Origin of the sequence: Frigoribacterium sp. RIT-PI-h (genome assembly GCF_001297205.1) — a bacterium.
GTDB lineage: Bacteria > Actinomycetota > Actinomycetes > Actinomycetales > Microbacteriaceae > Frigoribacterium.
This window is the reverse complement of the sequence record NZ_LHOZ01000089.1, coordinates 34,962-53,277: the sequence shown is the minus strand read 5'-3', so window position 1 is coordinate 53,277 and position 18,316 is coordinate 34,962. Positions and strand designations below refer to the sequence as shown.

15 protein-coding genes are annotated in these 18,316 nt (G+C 71.8%); 3 read left to right on the top strand and 12 right to left on the bottom strand.

The window, feature by feature from the left end:
* Positions 1–128 precede the first annotated feature (128 nt).
* Both AEQ27_RS13640 and AEQ27_RS13635 read right to left on the bottom strand, forming a co-directional pair.
* Positions 129–695 carry a type 1 glutamine amidotransferase domain-containing protein gene (locus AEQ27_RS13640; RefSeq protein WP_054147153.1) on the bottom strand — a complete coding sequence of 189 codons (567 nt, stop codon included), beginning with the start codon at positions 693–695 and terminating at the stop codon, positions 129–131.
* 125 nt (positions 696–820) lie between these two features.
* Positions 821–1,720 carry a sugar-binding transcriptional regulator gene (locus tag AEQ27_RS13635; RefSeq protein ID WP_235451098.1) on the bottom strand — a complete coding sequence of 300 codons (900 nt, stop codon included), beginning with the start codon at positions 1,718–1,720 and terminating at the stop codon, positions 821–823.
* A 192-nt stretch (positions 1,721–1,912) separates the two neighbouring features.
* On the opposite strand from AEQ27_RS13635, the gene AEQ27_RS13630 reads away from it, so the two are divergent.
* Both AEQ27_RS13630 and AEQ27_RS13625 read left to right on the top strand, forming a co-directional pair.
* Positions 1,913–3,655, top strand: coding sequence for a glycerol-3-phosphate dehydrogenase/oxidase (locus tag AEQ27_RS13630; RefSeq protein ID WP_054147151.1), 1,743 nt, complete (start codon positions 1,913–1,915; stop codon positions 3,653–3,655).
* 179 nt (positions 3,656–3,834) lie between these two features.
* On the top strand, positions 3,835–4,494 hold the full coding sequence (locus AEQ27_RS13625) for a GntR family transcriptional regulator (RefSeq protein WP_054147150.1): 660 nt from the start codon (positions 3,835–3,837) through the stop codon (positions 4,492–4,494).
* A 25-nt stretch (positions 4,495–4,519) separates the two neighbouring features.
* On the opposite strand, the gene AEQ27_RS13620 is transcribed toward AEQ27_RS13625, so the two are convergent.
* From AEQ27_RS13620 to hxlB, 8 genes are all read right to left on the bottom strand, one after another.
* The gene (locus AEQ27_RS13620) at positions 4,520–5,281 is read right to left on the bottom strand and encodes a GntR family transcriptional regulator (protein ID WP_200908374.1); all 762 of its coding nucleotides are present in this window, start codon (positions 5,279–5,281) and stop codon (positions 4,520–4,522) included.
* On the bottom strand, positions 5,262–6,926 hold the full coding sequence (locus AEQ27_RS13615) for an ABC transporter ATP-binding protein (protein WP_054147149.1): 1,665 nt from the start codon (positions 6,924–6,926) through the stop codon (positions 5,262–5,264). Before AEQ27_RS13615 ends, AEQ27_RS13620 begins: the two co-directional genes overlap by 20 nt.
* Positions 6,910–8,853 carry a gamma-glutamyltransferase family protein gene (locus AEQ27_RS13610; RefSeq protein ID WP_054147148.1) on the bottom strand — a complete coding sequence of 648 codons (1,944 nt, stop codon included), beginning with the start codon at positions 8,851–8,853 and terminating at the stop codon, positions 6,910–6,912. Before AEQ27_RS13610 ends, AEQ27_RS13615 begins: the two co-directional genes overlap by 17 nt.
* A 7-nt stretch (positions 8,854–8,860) precedes the next feature.
* The gene (locus AEQ27_RS13605; RefSeq protein ID WP_054147147.1) at positions 8,861–9,748 is read right to left on the bottom strand and encodes an ABC transporter permease; all 888 of its coding nucleotides are present in this window, start codon (positions 9,746–9,748) and stop codon (positions 8,861–8,863) included.
* Positions 9,745–10,698 (bottom strand): ABC transporter permease, encoded by a 954-nt coding sequence (locus AEQ27_RS13600; protein ID WP_054147146.1) that lies wholly within the window; start codon positions 10,696–10,698, stop codon positions 9,745–9,747. The genes AEQ27_RS13605 and AEQ27_RS13600 overlap by 4 nt, the downstream gene beginning before the upstream one ends.
* Before the next feature lie 4 nt (positions 10,699–10,702).
* A complete protein-coding gene (locus tag AEQ27_RS13595) occupies positions 10,703–12,418 on the bottom strand; it encodes an ABC transporter substrate-binding protein (RefSeq protein WP_082383565.1) in 1,716 nt (571 codons plus the stop codon).
* Positions 12,419–12,645: 227 nt separating this feature from the next.
* Positions 12,646–13,581 (bottom strand): hypothetical protein, encoded by a 936-nt coding sequence (locus AEQ27_RS13590; RefSeq protein WP_054147145.1) that lies wholly within the window; start codon positions 13,579–13,581, stop codon positions 12,646–12,648.
* A 167-nt stretch (positions 13,582–13,748) separates the two neighbouring features.
* Positions 13,749–14,384 carry a 6-phospho-3-hexuloisomerase gene (hxlB, locus tag AEQ27_RS13585; protein ID WP_054147144.1) on the bottom strand — a complete coding sequence of 212 codons (636 nt, stop codon included), beginning with the start codon at positions 14,382–14,384 and terminating at the stop codon, positions 13,749–13,751.
* 191 nt (positions 14,385–14,575) lie between these two features.
* Here hxlB and AEQ27_RS13580 point away from each other — a divergent pair, with 191 nt between their 5' ends.
* On the top strand, positions 14,576–16,246 hold the full coding sequence (locus AEQ27_RS13580) for a GAF domain-containing protein (RefSeq protein ID WP_152970380.1): 1,671 nt from the start codon (positions 14,576–14,578) through the stop codon (positions 16,244–16,246).
* A gap of 110 nt (positions 16,247–16,356) precedes the next feature.
* On the opposite strand, the gene AEQ27_RS13575 is transcribed toward AEQ27_RS13580, so the two are convergent.
* The gene (locus AEQ27_RS13575; protein WP_200908373.1) at positions 16,357–17,172 is read right to left on the bottom strand and encodes a DUF817 domain-containing protein; all 816 of its coding nucleotides are present in this window, start codon (positions 17,170–17,172) and stop codon (positions 16,357–16,359) included.
* 515 nt (positions 17,173–17,687) lie between these two features.
* A complete protein-coding gene (locus AEQ27_RS13570) occupies positions 17,688–18,002 on the bottom strand; it encodes a hypothetical protein (RefSeq protein ID WP_054147142.1) in 315 nt (104 codons plus the stop codon).
* Between the last annotated feature and the right edge of the window lie 314 nt (positions 18,003–18,316).

Genomic DNA, 18,316 nt, shown 5'->3' with positions numbered 1-18,316 from the left:
CTCGACCGGATGGGCGCCGGAGCGCCGGGGACGGACCGACGACGGCCCGACGTCCCATTAAAGACCCGCGGCGGGGGCCGTCGCCCCGGGACGGGGCGACCGACCCCGCCGCGACGGAGGACGGCGGATCAGGCCGTGGCGGCCAGGGCCGTCGAGGTCTCGCGGACGAAGTCCTCGAGGTCGTCGGGGTCACGCGACGTGACGAGCGTGAAGCCCTGCTCGACGTCGGTCACGACCGAGCGGTCCACCCACGTGCCGCCGGCGTTGCGGACGTCGGTCTGCAGCGAGGCGAAGGAGGTCAGTTCCTTGCCCGTGACGAGGCCCGCCTCGATGAGCGCCCACGGGCCGTGGCAGATGGCCGCGATCGGCTTGCCGGCTGCGGCGAAGGCCTTGACCAGGTCGACCGCGTCGCTCTCGGTGCGCAGGGTGTCGGCGTTGATGGTGCCGCCGGGCACGAGCAGGAGGTCGTGATCGGCGGCGTCGACCTCGGCGATGGTCGTGTCGGGGCGGACGGTCTGACCCGGGTCCTTGTCGCCGACGAGCGTCTCGATCGGCTCGGTGGAGACGCTGGCGACGACGACGGTCGCGCCCAGCTCGCGCAGCTTCGCGACGGGGACGACGAGCTCGTCCTGCTCGACGCCGTAGTTCGTGACGATCGCGAGAACGCGGCGTCCGGTGAGTTCGGTGCTTGCCATGGTGATGCTCCTCTCGGGGCCCCTCGGGGGCCCGGTGTGCGACCGCTCCCGTCTACGCGGGCGGGCTGGGTCGCGGCTGATGCGACGTACCCCACCCGCGCCTCCTCGTCCGGGCCGACACCGGCTCAGCTGGCCAGCAGCGCCCTGGCGGTGCCCTCGTCGAGAATCAGGTCGGTGACCAGGCCCGCGGCCAGGGCACCGCGGACGCTGACGACCTTGGCCTCGCCGGCGACGACGCAGACGCGACGCGGCGTGCGCCGGATGGTCGCCAGGTCGGGGCCCGTGGCGCGCTGGTTGAGCTCGATGTCGGCCGACGAGCCGTCCTCGCGGAAGAACACGGTCGCGACGTCGCCCACCACGTGGTCGTGGGCGAGGCTGTCGTGGTCGCTCTGCTCGAGGTACCCGCCCGAGTAGACGTGGCTCGGCACGTGCGCCTCGCGCGAGCCGACGCCGAAGACGACGAGGTCCATGGCGCCCTGCAACGAGAGGACGCGTCGGGTGCTGCGTTCCCGCCACAGGGCCCGCTTGGTCGCCGGGTCGTCGAAGAACGCCGGCACGGGGAACTGCTGGATCAGGGCGCCGTACGCGTGACCGAACCGCCGCAGGATCTCGCTGGCGTACTCGATGCCCGTCGTCCGGGTGTTCGCCGCACCGTTCAGCTGGACGAAGACGGTGTTGTGCGTGGCCTTGGGCACCAGGTACCGGCTGACCGCGCTGACGGTGGAACCCCAGGCGACGCCGACGACCATGTTCGAGTCGACGTACTGCGTGAGCGTTCGTGCAGCCGAGAGCGCGACCCGGTCGAGCCGGTCGACGTCGCTCGTCTGGTCGGGCACCGGGACGACGTGAGCGACGACACCGAACCGCCGGTGCAGTCCCTCGCCCACGGCCGTCGGCTGGTCGAGCGGCGACTTGATCTGGATGTCGACGAGGCCCGTCTCGCGCGCCGACTTCAGGAGGCGCGAGACCGACGAGCGGGACGTCTGCAGTTCGTGCGCGATCGCCTCCATCGTGAGGTCCTGCATGTAGTACAGGTGCGCCGCACGCAGCGCCTCCTGTGTGCGTTCGGACGTGTCGCCAGCGACCAACGGGACCTCCTTGCACGTTCGTGCAGATCCGTTGCACCGTGTGTGCATCGGGACGACGATGAATCTACCGGCCCGCAGGACGAGTCGGTCACCATCACCTGACATCGCATCTCGAAAGAAGCAGTGACCATGTCGAAGAAGACAGACTCGATCCGTCCCAACGTGCAGCGCATCGTCGACCGCCCGACGGCACAGGTGCTCGTCGTCGGCGGTGGCATCAACGGCATCGCGACCTTCCGCGACCTCGCCCTCCAGGGCGTCGACGTCGTGCTCGTCGAACGTGCCGACTACGCGTCGGGCGCGTCCGCCGCCTCGTCGCACATGATCCACGGCGGCATCCGCTACCTCGAGAACGGCGAGTTCCGCCTCGTCCGCGAGAGCGTCGAGGAGCGCAACGGTCTGCTGAAGATCGCCCCTCACTACGTCAAGCCGCTGCAGACGACGATGCCGATCTTCTCGACGTTCAGCGGCATCATGAACGCCCCGCTGCGCATGCTGACGCACAAGCAGCGCTCCACGAAGGAGCGCGGCGCGCTGCTGATCAAGGTCGGCATGACGATGTACGACTCGTTCTCGCGCGACGGCGGCTCGGTGCCGCGTCACAAGTTCCTCGGTCGCAAGAAGGCCCTCGCCGAGATGCCGCACCTCAACAAGGCGCTCAAGTACACGGGCACCTACTACGACGCGTCGGTGCACGAGCCCGAGCGTCTCGCGCTCGACGTGCTGAAGGACGGCCTGGCCGCCGGCGACAACGCCCGCAGCGCCAACTACCTCGAGGCCGTCGGCACCGCCGACGGCGGCGTGACCCTGCGCGACGTCGTCACCGGCACCGAGTTCACGGTGAAGGCCGACGTCGTCATCAACGCCTCGGGCCCCTGGACCGACCTCACCAACAAGGCCTTCGGCGCCGAGTCGCAGTACATGGGCGGCACCAAGGGGTCGCACATCGTCGTCGACAGCCCCGAGCTGCTCGAGGCCACGAACGGTCGCGAGATCTTCTTCGAGAACAACGACGGCCGCATCGTCCTGATCTACCCGCTCAAGGGGCGCGTGCTCATCGGCACCACCGACCTCGAGGCCGACATGGCCGAGCCTGCCGTCTGCACCGAGGAAGAGGTCGACTACTTCTTCGACCTGGTCAAGCACGTCTACCCCGACATCGAGCTCGACCGTGGCCACATCGTCTACCGCTATTCGGGCGTCCGCCCGTTGCCGAAGCACGACGACCTCGCCGCCGGCTTCGTGTCGCGCGACTACCGCATCGTCGAGACCGAGGTCGCCGAGCTGCCCGGAACGACCGTCCTCAGCCTCGTCGGCGGGAAGTGGACCACGTTCCGCGCCCTGTCGGCCCACCTCTCGACCGAGGCGACGACGAAGCTCGGCGTGGGGCGGTCGGTCGACACGACGGGCATGGCGATCGGCGGCGGCAAGGGCTTCCCGACCACCGACGGCGCCCGCACCACCTGGATCGCAGCCCACGCCGACGGGCTCGACCGCGACCAGGTCGACCGTCTGCTGACCCGGTACGGCACCCGCGCCTCCGACGTCATCGAGGTCCTGCTCGACCAGCCGTCGCAGGCCCTCGAGGCCGACTCGACGCTGACCACGGCCGAGATCGCCTACTTCGCCGAGCACGAGGACGCCGTCCACCTGGCCGACGTCGTGCTGCGCCGCACGAACCTCGCGTTCGTCGGCGGTGTCACCATCGAGTTGCTCACCGAGATCGCCGACGTCATGGCTGGCTCGCTCGGCTGGACGACCGAGCAGCGCGACGACGAGATCGAGCAGACCCTGACGACCCTGCGCGACGCGCACGGCGTCGAGGTCGCCTCGCAGCACGTGCCCGCAGCGACCCCCACCGCCGCGAAGTAACCGCACCGACCCGAGTCACGAAGCCCCGCCCCCGTCATGGAGGCGGGGCTTCGTCGTCCCTGGCACCCGATCGGTCCACTGGAATTGACATGTGAACTTCACTGCCCAACGGGCAAAATGCGACGTTTTCGTATTAGGATGCTGGCCGGGCACCCGCCCGTGAGGATCTAGGAGGCCGCATGCCGATTCCCGTCACTCCCCCCGCCGCCGAGCGACAACTGCTGCGCGACACGGTCCGCAGCCGCATCCGCGACGCGATCATCGACGGAACGCTCGAGCCCGGCGAACGCCTGCACGACGACGAGCTGATCGCCTGGCTGCAGGTGTCGCGCACACCGATCCGCGAGGCCCTCGGCGACCTCGTACGCGCCGGCCTGGTCGAGATGGCCCCGAACCGCTACACGAAGGTCGCGACGCCGAAGGCCGAAGAGGCCGTCGAGGCGGTCCAGACCCTCGGCGTGCTCTTCGGCGGGGCGGTCCGCCTGGCCGTCCCCAACCTGCCTGCCGCCGTCAAGCGAGAGATCGTCCGGGCGATCGACGTCTGCCTCGCCGATCTCGACCGCGAAGACGGCCCGGCCCTCAACGCCCACGCCGTCGCGCTCTTCTCGACCTACGTCGACCACTGCGGCAATCCGGCACTGGTCAAGGTCTGTACGGACGTCACCGACGGTCTCGCCTACAAACTGCGCGTGCCCAACATCGTGCAGGTACTGCACTGGGACTCGATGGCCGACTCGTTCGTCGCCCTCCGCGAGGCGACCGAGGCCGGCGACCCCATCGCGGCCGAACTCGCCGCCGAAGACCTCCACGCCCTACCCGGGCACCGCCCCGTCGCCTGAGCCGACGAACCCGACGAGGCGCGGGTCAGGTCGTCGGGATCGTCGGCGTCGGGATCGTCGGCGGCAGGGCGGGCGGCGTGGCCCGCAGGTCGGCCACCCGGTCGGCCGGCTCGGTGCGGGCGAGGAACCCGATGCGCGACTCGCGGACGTGCCAGCCCATCAGCTCGGCGGCCCCGGCCTCGTCGCCCGCGTCGATCGCCGCGAGGATGCGGCGGTGGTCGGGCCAGAGCCGCTTGCCCCGCGAGAAGGTGTCGAGAGCGTACAGCCACTCGATCTTGTTCGAGAGCTGGCGCAGCAGCGTCGCCAGGGTGGCACTCCCGCTCAGGTGTGCCACGCCGACGTGGAACCGGTCGTGGAGCTCGACGAGAAGGTCGAGGTCGCCGGCCTCGACGGCGGCGTCCCCGTCGTCGAGCAGCTGCCCGAGCACGCGCCGCGTCCGCCACCAGTCCTCGGGCGGGCGGGGCTCGCCGAACAGCTCGCGCGCCCGCTGGGCGGCACGCCGCGCGGTCGAGATCTCGAGGGCCTCGCGGACGGCGAAGAGGTCGTCGGCCTCGTCGGCCGGGATCGCGGCGACCCGGCTGCCCACGTGGGGCGTCGACTCGACGAATCCCTCGGCCTCGAGCGCCCGCAGCGCCTCGCGCACCGGGACGCGCGAGACGCCGTGGCGGCGGGCGACCGAGGCCTCGGTGATGCGCGTCCCCGGCACGAGGGCGCCCTCGACGATCTCGCGACGCAGGACGTCGACGAGGACGACGGGTGGCGGGCCCTCAGAGGGCGAGGCTGGCACCGGGGATGGCTCCCAACAGTTCGGTCGTGTACTCGGCACGGGGCGACAAGAAGATGTCGTCGACGCTACCGCGCTCGACCACGGCTCCCTTGCGCATGACCACCACGTCGTGGGCGATCTGGCGCACGACCGCCAGGTCGTGCGTGATGAACAGGTAGCTGAGGCCGAGCCGACGCTGCAGGTCGCCGAGCAGCTCGAGGATCTGCTCCTGGACGAGCACGTCGAGCGCCGAGACGGCCTCGTCGCAGATGAGCAGCTCGGGTTCGAGCGCGAGCGCCCGCGCGATGGCCACCCGCTGGCGCTGGCCGCCCGACAGCTCGTTCGGCCGGCTCTGGGCGACCGACCGGGGCAGGGCGACCTGGTCGAGCAGCTCGGCGACCCGCTGCCTGCGGGAGACCCGGTCGCCGACGCCGAAGATGCGCAACGGCTCGTCGATCAGCCGCTCGACGCTGTACGACGGGTCGAGCGACCCGTAGGGGTCCTGGAAGACGGGCTGCACGCGGCGACGCAGCGCGCGACGGGACGCACCCCGGCTCGCCGTGATGCTCTCGCCGTCGATCAGTGCCGATCCACTCGTCGCCGACTCGAGGCCGAGCACGATGCGGGCCACGGTCGTCTTGCCCGAGCCGGACTCCCCCACGATCGCCGTCGTGGTGCCGCGCGGCACCTCGAACGAGACGTGGTCGACGGCCCGCACCTGCTCGCCACGGCGACCACGGAGGCGGAACTCCTTGACCAGGTCGGTGACGGTCAGGATCGAGCCGACCCGCGCCTCCTTCGCGTCCGTCGCGTCGTCGAGGACGGCCTCGCCGCGACGGAGGGCGGTGGCCGAGGCCAGCGTCGGCGCGGCCGCGACCAGGCGCTTCGTGTACTCGTGCTGCGGGCGACGCAGGATCTGCTCGGGCGTGCCCTGCTCGACGACGCGACCCTCGAGCATCACGACGATGCGGTCGGTACGGTCGGCGGCGAGCCCCAGGTCGTGCGTGATGAAGAGCAGCGACGTGCCGCGGCTCTCGACCAACGTCTGCAGGTGGTTGAGGATCTGACGCTGCACCGTCACGTCGAGCGCGCTGGTCGGTTCGTCGGCGATGAGCAGCTGCGGCTCGCGGGCCAGGGCGATCGCGATGAGCACGCGCTGGCGCATGCCGCCGGAGAACTCGTGCGGGAACTGTCCCGCCCGGCGCTCGGCCTCGGGGATGCCCGCCTCGGTCATCAGCGCGACGACGCGGCGTTGCACCTCGTCGTGGCCTCGGAGCCCGTGGGTGCGCAGCGCGTCGGCGATCTGGGCGCCGACCTTCATCGACGGGTTCAGGTTGGTCGACGGGTCCTGCGGCACGAGGCCGATGCGCGCGCCGCGCACCTGGCGCATGGGTGCCTCGGTGGCCTGCGCGAGGTCGAGGGTGCTGCCGTCGGGGCCCGCGAGCTCGATCGTGCCGCCCGTGATGTGGCCGGCCCCGGGCAGCAGGCGCAGGATGGCCGCGACCACCGTCGACTTGCCCGAGCCGGACTGGCCGACGATCGCCACCCGCTCGCCCGGCAGGACGTCGAGGTCGACGCCGTGCACGGCGGGGGTGTCGCCGAACGAGACGCGGAGGTCGCGCACGCTCAGCAGAGGGGAGGTCGGGTTCTCAGCGTCCTGCGGCATAGGCCTGGGCTCCTCGGGGGTTGGCGGCGGCGGAGAGCACGCCGGTCTCGGGGTCTCGCGAGACGCTCGACAGCCGGCCCAGGGACCAGCCGCCGGCGCGGGTGACGACGTGGCCGCGGGCGACCAGCGCGTCGATGACGTCGTCGCCCAGGCGGTCCTCGACGACGACGCCTCCGGGCTCCCAGGTGCGGGGCCAGAAGCTGCCGGGGAACGACGTGGTGTGCAGCGCGGGGGCGTCGATCGCCTGCTGCGGGGTGTACCCGCCCACGATCGTGCGCAGCAGGTAGAGCAGCTGCCACTGGTCCTGCTGGTCACCTCCGGGCGAGCCGAGCGCGACGACGGGCTCGCCGTCCTTCAGCACGAGCGTGGGCGTCAGCGTCGTGCGCGGGCGGGTGCCGGGCTCGAGGGTCGACGCCGTGCCCTCGTCCAACCACGACATCTGCAGCCGGCTGCCCAGGCAGAAGCCGAGCTCGGGGATGGTCGGCGACGACTGCAACCAGCCGCCCGACGGGGTCGCCGAGACGACGTTGCCCCAGCGGTCGACGACGTCGAGGTGGCAGGTGTCGCCGCGCGTCTCGCCGGTCGGCTCGGTGAACGGCTCGGCCAGACGGTCGGCAGGAGGCGCGGTGCCGGTCGGCGGGGCGTCCTCGGCCGGTGCGACGGGTGCGGCGGGTGCGGCGGGTGCGGCGGCCGATGCCTGCGCCCGCCCGGGGGCGGCGACCGTGGGCTCTCCGACGCCGGCGGGTGCCTCGCTGAGCGCGGGAGGCAGGTACTCGGTGCGCATGGTGGGCAGGGCGAACGGCTCGCGCCCGGGGACGTCGCCGGGTCGCAGGTCGTGCGACGCCCGGTCGCCGATCAGCGCGCGGCGCTCATCGGCGTAGTCCGCGGACAAGAGGGTCTCGAGGGGCACGTCTCCGGGGCCGTACCAGGCCTCGCGATCGGCCATCGCGAGCTTCTGCGCCTCGACGATGGTGTGGGCGCCGTCCGCGGTCGAGGGATCGAGCAGCTCGTCGTCCAGCGGCTCGAGCAGCGCCAGGACCTGGAGCAGGGCGGGACCCTGGCCCCAGGCGCCGGTCTTGGCGATCGTGTGACCCCGGAACTCGATCGTCGTCGCCGGTTCGGTCGTGGCGCGGAACGCGGCGAGGTCCGCGGCCGTGACGACACCCGCGTGGTCGGTGCCCGACGAATGACGGTGCGGAGTGCGGACGAACGCGTCGATCGCCTGCGCGACGTGTCCGCTGCCCCACTCGACCCGCGCCTCCTCGATCTTCGCCTCGCGGGACGCGTCGGGGCCGAGGGCCTCGCCGGCCGCGACCAGCTCGTCGAGGACGGCCGCGTAGGCCGGGTTCGTCAATAGGTCGCCCTCGCGTGGCACCTCGCCACCGGGCATCCACTGCGCGGCCGAGGTGGGCCAGTGCTCGGTGAAGAGGTCGGCGACGGTCTCGATGGTGGAGGCCACGCGCGCCACGATCGGGTGGCCGTCACGGGCGTAGCCGATCGCGTAGGCGAGGACGTCGGCGAGCGACCAGGTGCCGTGCTCGGCCAGCAGCTTCAGCCAGGCGTCGACGGCACCGGGGACGGCGGCGGCCAGGGCTCCCGACCCGGGGACGAGCTCGAGGCCCTCGGCGAGGTAGTGCTCACGGGTCGCGGCCGCCGGGGCCGGGCCCTGGCCGACGAGCACCGTCGGCGCGACGGGGGCCTCGGCTGTCGCGTAGATCGCCGTGAGGTCGCCGCCGGGGCCGTTGAGGTGCGGCTCGACGACATGGAGCACGAAGGCGCCCGCCACGGCGGCGTCGAAGGCGTTGCCGCCCCGCTCGAGGACCGACTGGGCCGAGGCCGTCGCCAACCAGTGCGTGGACGACGTCATGCCGAAGGTGCCGCGCAGGTCGGGGCGGGTGACGAACTCGTCGGGGGTGGTGTAGGTCACGAGGGGGTCACTTCCGGTCGCTGGCGGTGGGGTCGAGGGCGTCGCGCAGGGCGTCGCCGAACAGGTTGAAGCCCAGGCAGATCGCGGCGATCGCGAGGCCCGGCACGACGGCCGCGAACGGCGCCTTGGCCAGGTACTGCTGCGCGTCGCTGAGCATGATGCCCAGACTGGCCGTCGGCGGCTGGATGCCCAGCCCGAGGAACGACAGCAGGGCCTCACCGATCACGGCGACCGGCATGATGACCGTGGCCTGCACGATGATCGCCGAGACGCAGTTGGGCAGGACGTGCTGGAAGATCACGCGCAGGCCCGTGGCGTCCATGGTCGTCGCGGCGAGGACGAAGTCGGTCGACTTGACGCGCAGCGTCTCGCCGCGCACCACGCGGATCATCGTCGGCACCTGGGCGATGCCGAGGGCGACCACGGCGTTCGTCAGGCTCGGACCGCTGATCGCGGCGAGCGCCACGGCGATGATCAGGAACGGGAACGCCAGCATGACGTCGGTCAGGCGCGAGATGACACCGTCGAGCCAGCGCCAGTAGCCGGCCAGCAGCCCGAGGGGCGTGCCGACCACGACGGCCAGCAGCACCGACAGCACGCCGACCTGCAGCGAGACGCGGATGCCGTACACGGTGCGCGACAGGATGTCGCGGCCGAGGTCGTCGGTGCCGAGCACGTAGCCCACGGTGCCGGGCACCTGGAACGGCAGCTCGAAGTCGACCCGGGTCGGGTCGTACGGGGCGATGAGCGGCGCGGCGAGGCCCGCGACGAGGACGACGAGCAGCATGACGCCGCCCGTGACGCCCAGCTTGTTGCGGACGAGGCCGCGCCAGACGCGTCCCCGCGCCGAGCCGAGCCCCGCCCCTGCGGCGGTGGGTGTCTCGATGACGGTCACGATGCGCCTCCTACCCTGATGCGCGGGTTGATGACGGAGTACAGGACGTCCACCGCCAGGTTGATCACGATGTAGCCGACCGTGATGATCAGCACGACGGCCTGGATCACCGGGTAGTCGCGGGTGAACACCGAATCGAGCGTGAGCTTGCCGAAGCCCGGCAGGGCGAAGATGCGCTCGGTGACCACGGCGCCCGAGATCAGGCCGCCGAGCTGCAGGCCGACGATCGTGACGACCACGATCATCGAGTTGCGCAGGCCGTAGCGCATCAGCACCCGGCCGCGACCGAGACCCTTGGCCCGCGCGGTGCGCACGTAGTCGGTCTTCATCGTCTCGATCATCGAGGCCCTGGTCTGCCGCATGATGACCGCGGCGAGGCTCGTGCCGAGGATCAGCGCGGGCAGGGTGAGGTGGTAGAACGCGCTCGCCGGGTTCTCGGCCACCGGCACGTAGCCCGACGCGGGGAACAGGCCGAGGCCGGCCGCGAGCCAGAGGATCGCGAGGATGCCGAGCCAGAAGTTCGGCACCGAGAGCCCCACCAGGGCGGCGGCGTTGGCCATCCACTCGGGCCAGCGGCCCCGGTACCGTTCGGCGACGACGCCCAGCGCGACGCCCACGACGACGGCGATCACGATCGCGTAGAGGGCGAGCCACAGCGTGACCGGCAGGGTGGCGCCGATCAGCTCGGTGACCGGGGTGCCGGTGCGGGTGGACTCGCCGAAGTCACCGCGGACGAAGTTGCCGACGAACCGGCCGTACTGCACGAGCAGCGAGTCGTCGAGGCCGAGGTCGGCCCGGATGGCGGCGACGCGCTCGGGCGTCGCCTCTTCTCCGGCGAGCGCCAGGGCCGGGTCGCCGGGCAGCTGGCGCACCCCCCAGAACACGACGATCGAGGCGATCACGAGGGTGACGGCCGACTGCCAGAGCCGGGTCAACAGGTAACGGGTCATCGGGTCACTCCCCCTCGACGAAGGCGGCGTTGCTGAGGCGCACGACGCCGTCGGCGTAGGTGGACACCCCGGCGACCTCGTTCGTCAGCGCGGTCAGGCTGCGGGTGCGGTACAGGTAGATGAGCGGTTCGTCCTCTTGGACCTGCGTCACGGCCTCGCCGTACAGCGCCGCCCGCTCGTCGACGTCGATGGACGCCGCGGCGTCGGCCAGCAGCTCGTCGACCCGGGGGTTGCTGTAGCCCGAGTAGTTGTTGCCGCCACCGGTGCGCAGGAAGTTGACCATGTTGCCGTTCGGGTCGACACGACCCGACCAGCCGAGCTGCAGCGCGTCGAAGTCACCACGCGACTGCACGTCGAGCAGGGTCGAGTACTCGACCGGGGTGATCGACAGGCGGAACCCGCCGTCGGCGGCCTGGGCCTGCAACGCCTGGGCGAGGCGCAACGTGTCGGCGTTGTTGCTGGCCTGGATCTCGATGGCGTGGGGCGCGGCCCCGCCCGCCTCGTCGAGGAGGCGCTTCGCTCCCTCGGGGTCGTAGCCCGGGCAGGCGTCGCTGGCGTCCGTGGCGAACGGACTGGTCGGCGGGATCGGCGAGCAGGCGGTGTCGTTCCACCCGCCGAACACGCTCTGGACGAGCGCGTCGCGGTCGATCGACATGGCCAGCGCCTGACGGACGCGCACGTCGCTCGCCAGGGGGGTGTCGATCTGCACGGGGTCGGTTCCGACGCCGTCCTGGTTGCCGATGTTCACGGTGATGCCCTGGTAGCCGAACGAGCCGACCTGCAACACCGTCAGGCCGTCGTCGGCCATGAGGGAGTCGACGTCCATCGTCGACATCGAGTCGGCGACCTGCACGTCACCCGCCCGCACGTTCGCGGCCCGGATGCTCGCGTCGGTGATGATGCGGTAGGTGATCGTGTCCAGGTGCACGTCCTCGGCGTCGTAGTACAGCGGGTCGCGCTCGACCGAGATCGAGGTCTGCGGCACCCGGTCGACGAACTTGAACGGGCCCACGCAGACCGGGGCGTCGCCGAAGTCGTCGCCCTCGGCCTCGAGTGCCGTCGGCGACATGATCATGCCCGCCCGGTCGGCGAGGGCCGCGGTGAGCGGGGCGAAGGGGCGCTCGTAGGTCAGTCGCACCGTGTCGTCGTCGAGGGCCTCGACCCCGGTGACGGGGCCGAGTTCGCTGGCCCGCGACGAGTCGGGCTTGTCGAGGTGGCGGCGCAGCGTGGTGACCACGGCCTCGGCGTCGAGCGGGGTCCCGTCGGCGAACACGGCGTCGGTGCGCACGGGGATGTCGACCGTCAGCCCGCCGTCCGACAGCGTCGGCAGCTCGGTCGCCAGCAACGGCACCAGGTCGCCCTCGGCGTCGATGTCGTACAGCTTCTGGCACACCGTCTCCATGACGTACCGCGTGTAGAGCGACGACGACGTGGTGGGGTCGAGGGCGTCCGGCTCGGCCGACAACGCCATGACCAGGTCGCCTCCCTCGACGATCGTCTTGTCGCCGATCGGGGCGGTGGTGACGTCGGTCTTGTCGGGCGGGTTCGTGCCGGCGGGCTGCTGCGGGACGCAGGCCGTCAGCGCGAGCGTCGCGGCGGCGGCGAGGGCCGGGAGCGCGAGGGCTCGGCGCAGGCGGCGACGGCCGTCCGGTGCGCTCGCGCTCGCGCTCGCGGCACGGGACGCGCTCGCGGAACGGGTCGGGCGGGGTGGGCGGGCCATCGGGCCTCCGATGCTCGGGCGGTATCGGTCTGTGCGGCGTGGATTGCATACAATCCTGCCGCACGCCCCAGTTTTGTATACGAATTGTTTCGCGCGGGTAAAACGTGTGGCAGACGCACCGCTCCGAAACCATCGATGCGCCGACGAACCACGCAGGTGGATGGTTCGTCGGCGCATCGGTGGTGTCGTCCCGGTGCCCGACTCGCAGGACCACCGGCCGCGAGGCGTCAGCCCAGGGGCAGTCCGGCTGCGCGCAGGTTCATCGCAAGGCGCGGCGGGGGCATGACCTCGTCCCACACCGTGCGAGCGAATCCGTCGACCTCGGGCCGGTTGCGGATGCGGTCCTCCCGGATCTTCTCGTCCACGACGATCTGCTCCGGAGAACGCCCCTTCCGCCACCGGCCCTTCGCGTACTTGGTCCGCCCGTCGAACTCGAGGACGACACCGAACCGGGGCCACCAGAAGTCGACCACGTCCACGAACTGACCGCGATCACCCCAGCGAAAGCTCTTCTGGAGAACCGGAGGAGGCGCACCCAGCTCGTGCAGGACGACCCGCGTCAGCGACTCCCCGGGGGACTCGGCCGCCGACGTCGCGAAGGCCACGGCACGACGAGCGCCCGTGCGGCCCCGAGCCGTGGGCCGTGCGTCCAGGAACCGACCGACCTCCCCCCGCGTGGTCAACCGACGGCGGAGCAGCTGGTCGAGGGCGACGACGGCCTCCCGGAAGGTCCACGACAACGCGAGATCGGCAGCCGTGCGCGCCGGCGAGGTGACGAGCACCCCGGACTCCTCCCGCGCCTCCTGGGGCAGAAGAAGTCCGGCGTGACGGACGACCGTCGGCGTGGACTGCGTCGTGCGACGAGCGGGGTCGACGACGTGGACGCGGTCCGGCCAGTCACCCAAGATCGGTGCACCCCAGACGGCCGCCGCGGACGCGTGTGAGACGGCGACCCGGCTCGACAGCTTGGGCAGGAGCGCGACCACGCGCAGGAGATGGCGTTGCCTCGGCGTGGCAGCCTGCCAGGCCTCCCGCTCGACGGCGACACCCGGGCACAGCCGGAGGAGCTCACCACGGTCGATCCGGCGACGGACCGAGGAGGACTCTCGCGTCCCGTGGCCCAGCTGGGACGAGCGGATGACGGGCGGTAGGGAATCGATCATCCCCACACCTTGCCGGTCGTGACCGTGCCCTGTCGCAGTTCTCCACAGGACCCCCACCCTCTGAGCGAGACGAACCGTCGATGCGCTGTCGAACCATCCATTCGGATGGTTCGACAGCGCATCGACGGCGCGACGCGGAGGGCGCCGCGCGCGGAGGCGCGGGGCGGCTACTCGAGGTTCGCGTGGCGGGGCCAGAGCTCGTCGGCATCGGCACCCGAGCGCTTCCACAGCGCGTGGAAGACGGCGTCGCCGAGCAGCACGACCGTCTGCTCGAACAGGCCGCCGGCGTACTGAGACGAGGCGGCTCCCGAGCGGTCCTGCTTGTCGGCGGCGGGGACCACGAGGACGGCCTCGGCCAGGTCGGCCAGCGGCGAGTCGGCGGCGGTGGTGATCGCGGCCACCCGGGCCCCGGCGTCGACGGCGGTGCGGGCCGCGGCGACGATGCCGGACGTCGTGCCCGAGCCGCTCGCGGTGAGCAGCACGTCTCCGTCGGCGATGGCGGGAGTCGTCACCTCGCCGACGACGTGCACCTCGAGACCGAGGTGCATCAGTCGCATCGCGGTCATGCGCAGGGCGAGACCCGAACGCCCCGCCCCGTGCACGAAGACGCGCTCGGCGTCGTCGAGCAGGTCGGCGAAGGCGTCGAGCTGGCCGGACGTGTCGTCGTCCCCGCCCGAATCGCCCCCGGCGTCGGCGTCGAGGACCGCCGAGACGGCGGCGTCGACCTCGTCCGCCACGAGCTCGAGGGCGGTGGCGACGGAACCGTGGTCGTCGTCGGGGGACGTGCTGTCTGCGGGAGTCACGCGTACCAGCCTGCTCGCCCCGCGCCTCCTGCGTCCAGGTTCGGGTGGACTTCCCGGAACGACGGGGCGGCGCTGGGGTGCGACCACAAGGGGGGCCACCGCGGACCCGCACTGGGGGCAGCCCCGTGCACGCCCGCTGCCTAGCCTGGGACGGGGGGACGAGACACCGAGAGACACCCGAGGAGCACCACGTGACCAGGACGGTCGACACACCCGCGCACCCGACGCGCAGCTACGAGCGGCTGAGGCCTGCCATGCGCCTGTTCTACCTGTGGACGCTCTCGCGCTCGCGGCACGTGCCGTCTCCGCGCGGTCGGCCGACCTACCGGGCGGACTCCCCCGACCCCGACACCGTGCTGCTGATCGGCACGGGCCCCACCCACGGCTTCGGCGTGACGAGCCACGAGCAGGCGCTCACCGGCCAGATCGCCAAGGAGACCTCGAAGAACACCGGACGTGCGTGCTCGGTGGACTACATCGGCGACGAGATGATGAACGCCGGGTCGGCCCGCTCGTGGATCGGCGACCACGACCTCAGCCTGTACGACACGGTCGTCGTGATGCTCGGCCTCAACGACGCCGTCATGCTCACCCCGCTCGACAGCTGGCAGCGCGACGTCACGTCGCTCGTCACCGACCTGACGCGCCGCGTCCACCCGACCGCCCGCATCGTCCTGGTCGGCGTGCAGCCCATCCGCTCGGTGACGCGGTTCGACAACCCGTTCGGATCGGTCGCCGACCGGCACGCCGCGCGCATGAACGACATCACCGAGCGGGTCGCCTCGCAACACCCGCCGACCTCGTACTTCCGACTGCCCCCGGGCGAGCTGCAGCCCGGGCGCCCGCACGGCTGCGAGACGATGTACCGGCAATGGGGCGCCGTGGTCGCCGACCGGGTCGCCCCGACCCTCGACGTGGTGCGCCGCGGCGAATCGGTCGAGCACATCCCGCGCACCTCGGCGGCCCCCCTCGTGCCCGAGCGCGTCGCGGCCCAGCTCGAGGTGGCCCGACTGGCGGCGTCGGTGGCCGCGCCGGCTCCGGTCGACCCGGTCGTCGCGCGGCTCGAGGCCGCGCGGGCGGCCGGCGCCCGTCTCGAGGCCGAGCAGGCCGTCGCGGCGCGCTCGACAGCGGCCCCCGCACCGCTGCCGACACCTGCCACGACGCCTGCGCCGACGCCGACGCCTGCAGCCGTGAGCACCCCCGGAACCGTGCCCGTCCCGCCGACCGGCACCGCGCCTCCTGCGCGTCCGCGGCGGGCACTGCCCGAACCTACCTTCGAGTGGTCGGGTGCCGAGACGCTGGTCGAGCTCGCCAGCACCGGCGGGTCGGACACCCCGCAGGACCCCGCCCGCCGCGCCGAGAAGGAGGTCGGCGTCGACGTCGCGGGCGTCTCGCTGCTCGACGGCAAGAAGCTGTACTACGCGGTCAACACCGAGCTGCTGCCGGTGGCGATCCCCCGCGAGCTGACGTTCTGCGACGTGACCGTCGCGGCCGACGCGCCCGTGATCGTCGAGGACGCCCGCAAGGACGACCGGTTCAAGGACAACCCCTACCTCGACCTCAACCACGGGTACTTCTACGCCGGGCACCCTATCCACTCGTCGACGGGCGAGGCGATCGGCACGTTCTGCCTGCACAACACCCGCCCCCGCAAGGCGAAGAGCGTGTCGTCCGAGAAGCTCGCCGAGTTCGCCCGCCTGGCCGAGATCGAGCTGCAGAGCTACGAGACGGCCGACGGGGGCCACGCCCTGCCGACGATGTACGAGACCCGGGAGGCGGCGGTCGCGGCGGCCGTGTCGGGTCGCGCCCCGCAGGCGGCCGCGCCGGCCCCCACGCGCGTCGGGCGTCACGCCGCCCCCTGACCGCGACCCGTGGGCGAGGACGCACCACGTCCGCGTCGTCGAACCATCCGGGAGCGTGGTTCGACGACGCGACGGTGGTGCGACCGTCGAGCCGTCACGCCGTCACGCCGTCACCGTCGGCGCGGCCCCTTCCGCTGCTTCAGCCACAGCACGAGCATGAAACTGAAGATCACGAGCACCATCCACGAGCCGATCTTGCTGGGGTGCACGAGGCTCCAGCCGTCGGCCTGCGAGGCGTAGGTCCAGGCGCCGAGCAGGGTCGCGGCGTTCTCCGCGATCCAGATGAAGAGCCCGATCAGGGCGAACGAGACGAGCAACGGCATGCGGCGGTCGAGGCCCCGCACGCGGAAGGTCACCGACCGCCGGGCGATCAGCAGCGCGGCGACGCCGAGCAGCACCCAACGCAGGTCGGTGATCCAGTGGTTCGTGAAGAAGTTGACGTAGAAACCGACCGCGACGACCATGGTCGCCACCATCGGCACCGGGTCGACGCGCAGGTCGAGTCGTCGCCACGCCTGGCAGATGTAGCTCGCGACGGCCGCGTACATGAATCCGCTGTAGAGCGGCACGTCACCCAGGCGCAACACGCCGGGCTCCGGGTACGACCACGATCCGATCGCCACCTTGAACACCTCGAGCCCGAGGCCCAGGACGTGGAAGACGCAGATGACGAGCAGTTCGTCCCGGGTCTCGAGCCGCGTCGCGACGAGCGCGACCTGCACGAGCAGGCACCAGATCAGCAGGGCGTCGTAGCGCGGGATGCCCACGTCCACCACGCGTGTCACGGCGAGCCCCGCGAAGATCGCTACCGCGAACGCGCACGAGAGGGCCTGCGCGCGGCCGAAGGCCAGCAGGTCGAGCAGGGACTCGCGCGTGCGGGCGGCGCGACCCGGGCGGTGACGCGGGACGATCTCGACGGTGGACACCGCGCCTCCTCGGTTCGTCGTCGGCGCGGGCCGGGTGGCCGCACCGTCGCCCCCACGGGTGCGACCTCGTCCACGCTACGGACCCCGAGGAGGCGCGGCGTCCGTCCCGAGGACCACCCGCCTCCCCCGCGGGTGGCGTCTCCGGACACGCGAGAGCCCCCTCGCCGGGGGCGAGGGGGCTCTCGTGGGGTGCTCGTCGGCGTCCCGCGCTGCGGGCCGCTGGTACGCACCGTCGACGGGCCGGGCGTCAGCCCGTCCGAAGTCGTGCACCGGGCCGGGGCCCGGGACGGTCAGATCTGGTCGTCGTCCACCAGACCGGCCACGAAGGGGTAGCGGTCGGCCACGTACTCGTGGAGGTCGGGGTGGACGAGGGTGTCGAGCGAGGGAAGCGCGGGGGTCATGGTCGGGCCGTTCAGTCGAGGTCGTCGGTGTCGTCGAGGGCCGTGTCGAAATAGGACACGTGGTCGCCGACCTGATCGGCGAGGATGCGCTGTGCGAACGTCATCGTGCCTGCCTCAAGCCGACATCGCGTGGGCCGGGGCGGCCACGAGGAAGTCGGCGTAGGTGGGCTCGTCGACCCGGGCGACGGCCGAGACGGCTGCCGAGATCGGGGCGGCGAGGGCGACCGCTGCGACACGGGCCCGACGACGACGGGGGTAGGTCTCGATGCGGACGGCCGGGACACGGGGGTCGCGGCGGTAGAGGCCGGCGTCGACGCGACCGGTGGTCGGACGGACCACCGAGGGGCGAGCCGAACCGACGGTCCCGCGGACGAGGGAGACGAGCTGCTCGTGGCCGAGGCCCTGGAGCGCGGGGCTGCTGGTGTTCATGTTCTTCTCATTTCTGGTGACCCTGCGCCACCTGAGGAACTTGCTGGAGCTTCGGCACCGCCCGTGAAGTCGGTGCCCGTACCGCCGTGAACCGGTACGTCCATCACTGTGACAGGTGGATAGCTAGATGAACTAGCCAGATCGGCAAGAGTGCGCATTGCGGACATGACGGACCGGCTCGGGTGTGCGATCTGCGTTCTTCTTCGTTTTTCTGTCTTTGTCTTGTTTTCTCTGTGGAACCGTCGTACAGTCGGCCCACACCGGCGCGCGACACCGCCGGACGGACACCAGCAGCACCGGCACCAGCAGCACCG